The organism is Bifidobacterium oedipodis, from assembly GCF_012932425.1.
Taxonomy (GTDB): Bacteria; Actinomycetota; Actinomycetes; order Actinomycetales; family Bifidobacteriaceae; genus Bifidobacterium; species Bifidobacterium oedipodis.
In genome coordinates, this window is the sequence record NZ_JAAIII010000010.1 from 57,228 (window position 1) to 64,602 (window position 7,375).

The 7,375-nt window shown below is 57.2% G+C and carries 6 protein-coding genes; 4 read left to right on the top strand and 2 right to left on the bottom strand.

Going from position 1 to position 7,375, the window contains the following annotated elements:
• Positions 1–191: 191 nt before the first annotated feature.
• The 4 genes from G1C95_RS12045 to rimM all read left to right on the top strand — a co-directional run bounded on the left by G1C95_RS12045 (position 192) and on the right by rimM (position 3,828).
• Positions 192–2,189, top strand: coding sequence for a C39 family peptidase (locus tag G1C95_RS12045; RefSeq protein ID WP_169173195.1), 1,998 nt, complete (start codon positions 192–194; stop codon positions 2,187–2,189).
• A 180-nt stretch (positions 2,190–2,369) separates the two neighbouring features.
• Positions 2,370–2,822: a 30S ribosomal protein S16 gene (gene rpsP / locus G1C95_RS12050; protein ID WP_169173196.1), complete on the top strand. Its 453-nt coding sequence runs from the start codon at positions 2,370–2,372 to the stop codon at positions 2,820–2,822.
• A 91-nt stretch (positions 2,823–2,913) separates the two neighbouring features.
• Positions 2,914–3,147 carry an RNA-binding protein gene (locus tag G1C95_RS12055; protein WP_007051427.1) on the top strand — a complete coding sequence of 78 codons (234 nt, stop codon included), beginning with the start codon at positions 2,914–2,916 and terminating at the stop codon, positions 3,145–3,147.
• A 69-nt stretch (positions 3,148–3,216) separates the two neighbouring features.
• Positions 3,217–3,828 carry a ribosome maturation factor RimM gene (gene rimM, locus G1C95_RS12060; protein ID WP_169173197.1) on the top strand — a complete coding sequence of 204 codons (612 nt, stop codon included), beginning with the start codon at positions 3,217–3,219 and terminating at the stop codon, positions 3,826–3,828.
• A gap of 85 nt (positions 3,829–3,913) precedes the next feature.
• On the opposite strand, the gene G1C95_RS12065 is transcribed toward rimM, so the two are convergent.
• Both G1C95_RS12065 and G1C95_RS12070 read right to left on the bottom strand, forming a co-directional pair.
• Positions 3,914–4,783: an aldo/keto reductase gene (locus G1C95_RS12065; protein ID WP_169173198.1), complete on the bottom strand. Its 870-nt coding sequence runs from the start codon at positions 4,781–4,783 to the stop codon at positions 3,914–3,916.
• An 83-nt stretch (positions 4,784–4,866) separates the two neighbouring features.
• On the bottom strand, positions 4,867–7,125 hold the full coding sequence (locus G1C95_RS12070; RefSeq protein WP_169173199.1) for a DUF2207 domain-containing protein: 2,259 nt from the start codon (positions 7,123–7,125) through the stop codon (positions 4,867–4,869).
• Positions 7,126–7,375 lie beyond the last annotated feature (250 nt).

A 7,375-nucleotide genomic window follows, 5' to 3' on the forward strand; every position in this document is an offset into this window, starting at 1 on the left:
TGCTACGTGTTTGCCACGCTCGGCTGTTACCGTTGTCATATTCCGCGTGACAACGCTTGTTGCGCCGCCGAAAGCGAAGATACCGTTGCATTGAAGACAGCAACAGTACAAGTCCGTAACGCTGCTGATCATCCGACGTTTGGCCGGCAAACTGACCGACACGAACCTACACTAACGGCGAGGAGGCCCTGATGCGCACCACATCACCGCACATGTCCGCACCTGGCACCGAGGACAGCCGATCTGTCTCGCCTTTGCGCCGACATTGGCTGCTGATATGTGCGATTGCGGCGGCAGTCACTGTGCTGATGGTTGCCGGAGCTGGTTTATTGCACCGCCCTGCCACGGAATTCCCGAGTTCCACAATCGCCACGAAATTCGACTATGCCGATATCGCACTGAATGACGATCCCACACAACGATTCACTGATATCAGCGGCACCGTGCCCCAGTTGTCGGATCTTCCCCAGACCACGTTTGACGAAGCATTCCCTAAGAATCAAACCCTGCCATACCCCGAAGGCATGTATTTCACCCCGTTGCGCCTTGCTGCGAACGGCACGCTTATTGGCGAGACACGATATGGTACGTCCCGGCTCGATACGCAGCCTGGCAAACTGGCGCTGGGTGCATATGACTTGACTACCGGAGCATTCTCCACGTTTGCCGAACGCAACGATGCCGACAGCCACGAATCCTATGCAGTGCCCGCCGCGAATACAGAGCATGTGCTGTTCGAAAGCAGCACCATGTCCACCAGCAGCTATGCACTGGCTGATCTGAGCACCAGCAAACATCGCACACTGCTGACCAGCGAACGCATGCCCACGCATCTAACCGGCGCGGCATTCGACGGCAACGGTGTCATGCTCAATCGTTTCGATCCTGATGTCAATCAGTATGTGTTGGAATATCACGGTTTTGACGGCAGCGTCACGCTCGTCGAACGCAACAATTGCTCAAAAGCCATCAATGTGGGATCGCTGTGGTACTACGTACTGCTTGATCGCGAAGCCCATACGTCCAGTCTCGTGGCACTGGACGCGAGCGCCCGCACGAAAACCGTGGTCTATCAGATCGATAGTGAACTCCAGTATCTTGGACAGCCCGAAGCGGCAGGAGACAGTCTGTTCGTCGCACAGTATGCGCTTACCGCACAGGATGATGGCGGCAACGCCAGCGTACGCGAGGTGCGACTCCTGCGCGTAGACACCACCGAACGCACTGTCATGACACTGCTATCCACCGACAGCATGGAGCCCACGTTGCAGGCCAACGAGCGATTCGTGGTGTGGTCCGGCGCCTCCATCGTCAGCAACCGTACGCGATTGCAAACCATCATGCTGGATACGGCAACAATGACTGTGTTGTCGCAGGATAATGGCGGTGTTTTTCTGGCCGACGACACGTTGGCATGGGTGAGGTATCGCAAGTCGGACGCGGATATCAACAAAGGCGAGGTGTATACCGACGCCAACACCGAAATCAAGGTTGCCAGCACTATCAATGCCGCGACGATTACCGGCAGGACCCCAGCAACAGCACCGTCGCAGGCCACGCCAGAGCAACCAACCGAGCCATCTACAGCCACACCCTCTACAACCGAATCAGCAACTGCGCCGACAACTACCGGCGACACCGTACGCTTGAATGTGCCGACCACGTTGCAGGAACAGGGCGATTGGTGCGTGCCAGCGGCGCTGCAAAGCGTGCTGACCTATAAGGGCATCGCCTCGGATCAGGCGACGCTGGCCGCCGCAATGAACACCCAACCGGTCACCGGCACCGAATACGTGGATCTGGCAAGAGTCGCCAACGCCTATCTGTTCGGCGTGGAAAGCGCGAATCCGGCGGGGGCGGGATATCATGTGCAGACCATTGCCATCGGCGACACCAGCAATGAGACCGCTCGCACATTCGCCGAACGGGTGAAGGCGGATATGGCCACGGATGATCCCGTGTTCGCAGCCGTTGATGTGGCGGCCCTATACCCCGGATTCGCTCATGGCAATCATATCGTCGTCATCACCGGCTACAACACCGACGGCAATGGCAATATCACCCACTATCGGTACGTCGATTCGATGCGCGGCGTGCAGGATCCGACCTATGCCGGGCTGAAAATCGTAACAGCCGAAACGATGATGCATGCGATAGTGACCAATGAGGAGCCCGCCTACGTTTGGTAGCGTCAACCGCATAACATGCGGCGTTTCGCGAGTCCTGGGCATAGAGCTATAATGGGCCAGTTGTTCGCTTGGCGTGGCGCCCTCTACACCCCGGCAAGCGAGGACGAGTGGGTTTCGGCGAGCCGTGCCCCACATAGCGCACCGAAAACCACAAACCTAGATATACCAAGGAGAGCCATTTTGGCAACCAAGATTCGTCTGAAGCGTCAGGGTAAGAAGTTCTACGCGTTCTACCGCGTGGTTGTGGCCGATGCTCGCGTCAAGCGCGACGGCAAGGTCATCGAGGAGATCGGTACCTACAATCCGAACACCCAGCCCTCCACCATCCAGATCGATTCCGAGCGCGCTCAGTACTGGCTTGGCGTCGGCGCTCAGCCGTCCGAGCCCGTGCTCAAGCTGCTCAAGATCACCGGCGACTGGCAGAAGTTCAAGGGTCTTGACGGTGCTGAAGGCACGCTGAAGACCGTTGAAGCTGGCCCGGATGCCGCCGCTCGCGTCGAGGCCGTTGAGGCCCAGGCTCAGAAGCTCAAGGCCGCCAAGTCTGAGGCTGATGCCAAGGCCAAGGCTGAAGCTGAAGCCGCTGCTGAGGCCCCGGCTGAAGAGGCTGCTGAGGAAGCTCCGGCCGAAGCCTGAGTGATCCCGCCGCAAGGCATATAAGCATAAGGCGTTCCGACACCAACTACAATGGAGTCGGAACGCCAACTCATAGGAAAGGCTGTCTGAAATGCTTGCACAGGCTGTGGAACACCTCATCAAGAATATCGTTGATTTTCCGGACGATGTGTCCGTCAAATCCCATGAGAATGCACGCGGCGAACTGCTGCGCGTGCGCGTGAACCCGGAAGACATCGGCCGTGTGATCGGCCGTGGCGGACGCACCGCCAACGCAATCCGTACCGTGATTCAGGCGCTGTCCGATCACAAGGTGCGCGTGGACATCATGGACGTGCGCCGCTGACCGCACCCTCACTCACCGTATGTGAGGCCGAAGCCAACCCACACCAATCGATAAGGAACGATGCACAGCATGGCAGATCAGAACATGCACGAAGACCCTCAGCAGCCCGAACTGCTGAGGGTCGCTCGTATCGGGCGAGCACAGGGGCTCAAAGGCGAAGTCACCGTGCGCCTGTACACCGACGATCCCGAATGGCGTTTCGAGCCGGGAGCGGCACTGTATTCCGAGGACGGCGGAACCGAATACATCGTCGAGAACTCGCGCAGCACCAAAGATCGTTGGATTCTTAAATTCGAAGGCTGCGATGATCGCAATGCCGCCGAAGCGCTTAACGGCGTGGAACTGTACGGCGAACCCGATGATCCCGATGACATGCTTGAGGCCGGTGAATGGTACCTCAGGGATTTGATTGGTCTTGAAGCCCGTATGGCTGCAGACAACGGCCTAGGATTGCCTGAAGGCCAGGTGGTCGGCACGGTGGTCGATGTGATCGATGGCGCGCAGGATCTGCTCAGCATACGGCTTGCCAACCCGGTGCAAACCGGCACCGACAAGGACGGCAATCCTGTGCTGGAGAAAAAGGCCTTGGTGCCGTTCGTTGAAGTGCTGGTTCCCGACATCGATCTTGAAGCCGGTTACCTCACCCTGGATCCGCCCGGTGGCCTGATTCCGGGGCTATAGGCTGAAAATTGGAACCAATATACTGCAAGAGGGCGGCGAGTGACTATGCTCGCCGCCCTCTTGCAGTATGACCGTATGGATGCTTCTACCAGCCGAGCTTGGCAAGTTCCTCGTCGGTGAGCTGAAGCTGATCAGCCTTTAACGAATCCAGAATCGTCGCCGGACGATGACAGCCGGGGATCACGAACATATGCTCACCTTGAGCCAATTCCCATGCGAGCACCACCTGCTGCCAGCTGATGCCGCGCGCATCCGCCACCTCACGGAACGGGTCAAGCAGTCGTTCATCATAAGGATGACGGAAGCCGCCGAGCGGGCTCCAGCAGATGAACGCCAGACCAAGCTTGGCGCAATAGTCCAAGGTATCGCGTGTTTCAAGATGCACGGGAGAAAACTGGTTCTGCACGGCGATGAGCTTGTCGCCCAGAATCGCGCGCGCAATATCCAACTGTTCGATGGTCACATTGCTTACGCCGGCGTATTGTGCCACGCCTTCATCAAGCAGCTCCTTAATGCCTTCAATGGACTCGTTGTACGGCACTTCCGGATCGTGACGATGCATGTACAGCAAGTCGATGGTATCCACGCCGAGAGCCATGGCGCTCTGCTTGCCATAGGCGATAACATGCTCGGGCTTGCCGTCGCGCGGCCAAATCGGCTTGCCATGCTCATCGAAGTCGCGGCGCAGGCCGACTTTGGTGGCCACCAGCACATCCTTACGCGGGCCATTCCAAGTCTCCAACGCCTCGCGAGTGAGCCGCTCTCCGGTCTGCTCGTCCTCGCCTGGAGCATAGTAGGACCATGCCGTATCGATCATGCGCGCGCCGGCGTCAAGCGCGGCATGAATGGTTTCCAGCCCCTGTTCGTGGTTTGGATGGCCTTCGATGGTCAGGCCCATCTCGCCAATGCCGATGGCCGTCGTATCAAAAGGTCCAATGTTGCGGTGCAATGCCATATTGTCTCCTTACCGGTTACCTATGCATAGGTATATCAGGCCATACTAACGGGCCGCCACTCACAGTGTTGTCAGCAACGGTATTAGCGCCCACCAAAGGAACCACCACCGGAGCCGCCGGATGACCCGCCAAAGCCTCCTCCGCCGCCACCGCCCGAACTGGAGGGTGCCGCAGCTTGGATCGTTGCAGTAATATCGGCGAAACCGGCGGACAGCTGCGTACTGAGATCGTTGAAACCGACTGAGAACGAATCGCCATCAAATACAGACTGCGCGCCGTTAAGACCGTTCATGGCACCGTCAAGGTCTTCAACACCGCTGCCATGCGCATAATGCGCATAATGGTGCCCATACCAACTATAGGGGCGGTAAGCCCAATACAACAGCATGCCGGAGGCATAGGTGTCCAGCCAATTCGGATCGGTGATCTGCGGGTAGGCCTTGACCAGTTCACGCTGCACACGCTCGGAGATGCCGAAGGCGGCGGCATACACCATATACCAGTCCCATAAGGCCATATCGGCGGCATCACAGCGGGAAAGGTCAGAGCAATCCTGCATGTAACGTTTTAATCCCAAGCATCGCCTGGCAACATCCTGCCCTGTTGCAGTAATAATCGGTGACGTGCCAGCCAGCGCAATAAACCAGCCAACGAAGAAGAACGGGATGCCGATAATGAATCCGGCAACGGCATGGCCTCGTTCGACATTGACAATAATGCTGATAACGCCCAACAGCACCGCAAGCAGACCCGGCGTCAAATACCGTGACATAACGCTGCGTGCCGCGCCAAGCATGCCGAACTCGCTGGTGCAGGCTTCGGTGAACTTGCCTAATGTTGTATAGCCCTCTTCCCAATCCTTGCATGCATCATTCATTTGGTGCAGATCAAACACTGGGCAGCCCACACGCTGAGAAATCGCAATCAGCAGATTGAGCATTGCCTCCTCGGATTGGCTCAGTTGCAACTGTTCAGCGTTAGGCATGCCATCAATGGCGCGCGGCAGAATCACAATGGTGTTAGTGGTGCGCGCTTCATCCACGCGACCGGCATCAGTGCCGATCATGCCGGCAATACCGGCCGGTGCGGCTGTGCTCATATCGATACCACGATATAGGCTCGCAGGCCCCGGATAGATGGCAATGGCTTTCTTTACCGCCAACGACAGTATGGTGGCAGTAAGCTGGCAATCCCCCACTGATTCGGCTTCCGGTTCAACGATATTCATCATTATCGCAGCCGACGCCGGGCTGATACCGGGCTGCCCACGATAATATTCAATCGGCCCATGATAGTGAGCCTCCCTATTGGTGCGCATCACCGCGCGTATGCCCCACGCGCACAGCGCTACGCCGATAAGTATGGTCACAATCCACACTATGACGCTGATGATGGCTTCCGTGCGCTGACGCTGCTGCCACTGCTGTTCCTGACTAGTTTCGTCGCTGATCAGCGCGTCCAGATGGTTGCCGGACTTGGTGAAGGTCATATCGCCGGCTGCACTGGCATCAAAAGCGGCAACTACGTCAAGATAGTCGCCTGCGGTGATGTCGTATGCCGTAAACGTGAAACCGCCGTTGGTGTCGCGTTTGATGGATGAGGTGCGTTCGTTGTGCAGCCAAGCCCAGGACTTGTCTGTGCCAAGCGATTGCGGGAAACGAATGGTGCCGGTAACTTTGCCGATGGGCACTTGGTTGGTGACACCAAACGGTTCCCACTGGAAGGTGGCGATATCGTTCCATTTGGTGATGACATCGTGCATCGTGAAGCTGATATCGAATCGCAACGAATCCGCTGACACGGTGGGGGGAATGTTCCAGCCGATTTCGATGGTTTTGGTTGTGATGTCCGCAGCATTATTGTTCGTATTGTTGCTAGGTTCCAGTCCATCCTTGCCCGGTTTATAGGGTTTCGGATCCCAGTCCCCCGCACTCACGTCGGCAATATACCAATGATTGGCATAGTTGGTATTCCAGTCATTGTCCGATATATCGCTGGGAGATTGCGGCTCGGTTTGGCTGTAGGTTTGGCCGTCGCTCACATTGGTGATACTGATATCGGTGATGTCCGTAAGCTTGCTGGAATCCAGTGTGTACTGCTGATATAGCTGCTTCCAAGGGCGTGTGTTATCGTCGTCATCCTCACGTTGCCGCAGCTTCATATCGATATGCTGGGTGACTTCGAGGTCACCGTCAGCGGTGGCAGTCACCTCATAGTCGAGCGTACGATAGCTCAAATCCGCGTCGCTGCCTGCGAACAGAACCATCAGGATGGTGATTACCGTGAAACTCACTGTCAGGCAGATGGCCCAACAGCCAGCGTTGCGAAAGCGCTTATTCATAATCAGAACCCTACCTAAACCTTACCTGCGGAGACTGTTGGAAGGCGTCATCGCCTTCACGAAACCAGACTGGTTTGAATATAGCATGTTGGCAATGCTATCGGTGGATGCGGAAAGTCGCTTGATATGGTTGGACCCCCGGGGGCTTGTTGCCTCGTCCGGGGGTCCATTGGTGTGGGTGCGGCGGCGTGCTACTCTCCCACGCCCTGTCGGGCGCAGTACCATCGCCGTGCCAGGCCTTAGCTTCCGG

Coding starts and splice junctions, on each gene's coding strand:
- G1C95_RS12045 (WP_169173195.1), top strand. CDS start 192: ATGCGCACCACATCACCGCACATGTCCGCACCTGGCACCGAGGACAGC.
- G1C95_RS12055 (WP_007051427.1), top strand. CDS start 2,914: ATGCTTGCACAGGCTGTGGAACACCTCATCAAGAATATCGTTGATTTT.
- G1C95_RS12065 (WP_169173198.1), bottom strand. CDS start 4,783: ATGGCATTGCACCGCAACATTGGACCTTTTGATACGACGGCCATCGGC.
- G1C95_RS12070 (WP_169173199.1), bottom strand. CDS start 7,125: ATGAATAAGCGCTTTCGCAACGCTGGCTGTTGGGCCATCTGCCTGACA.
- rimM (WP_169173197.1), top strand. CDS start 3,217: ATGGCAGATCAGAACATGCACGAAGACCCTCAGCAGCCCGAACTGCTG.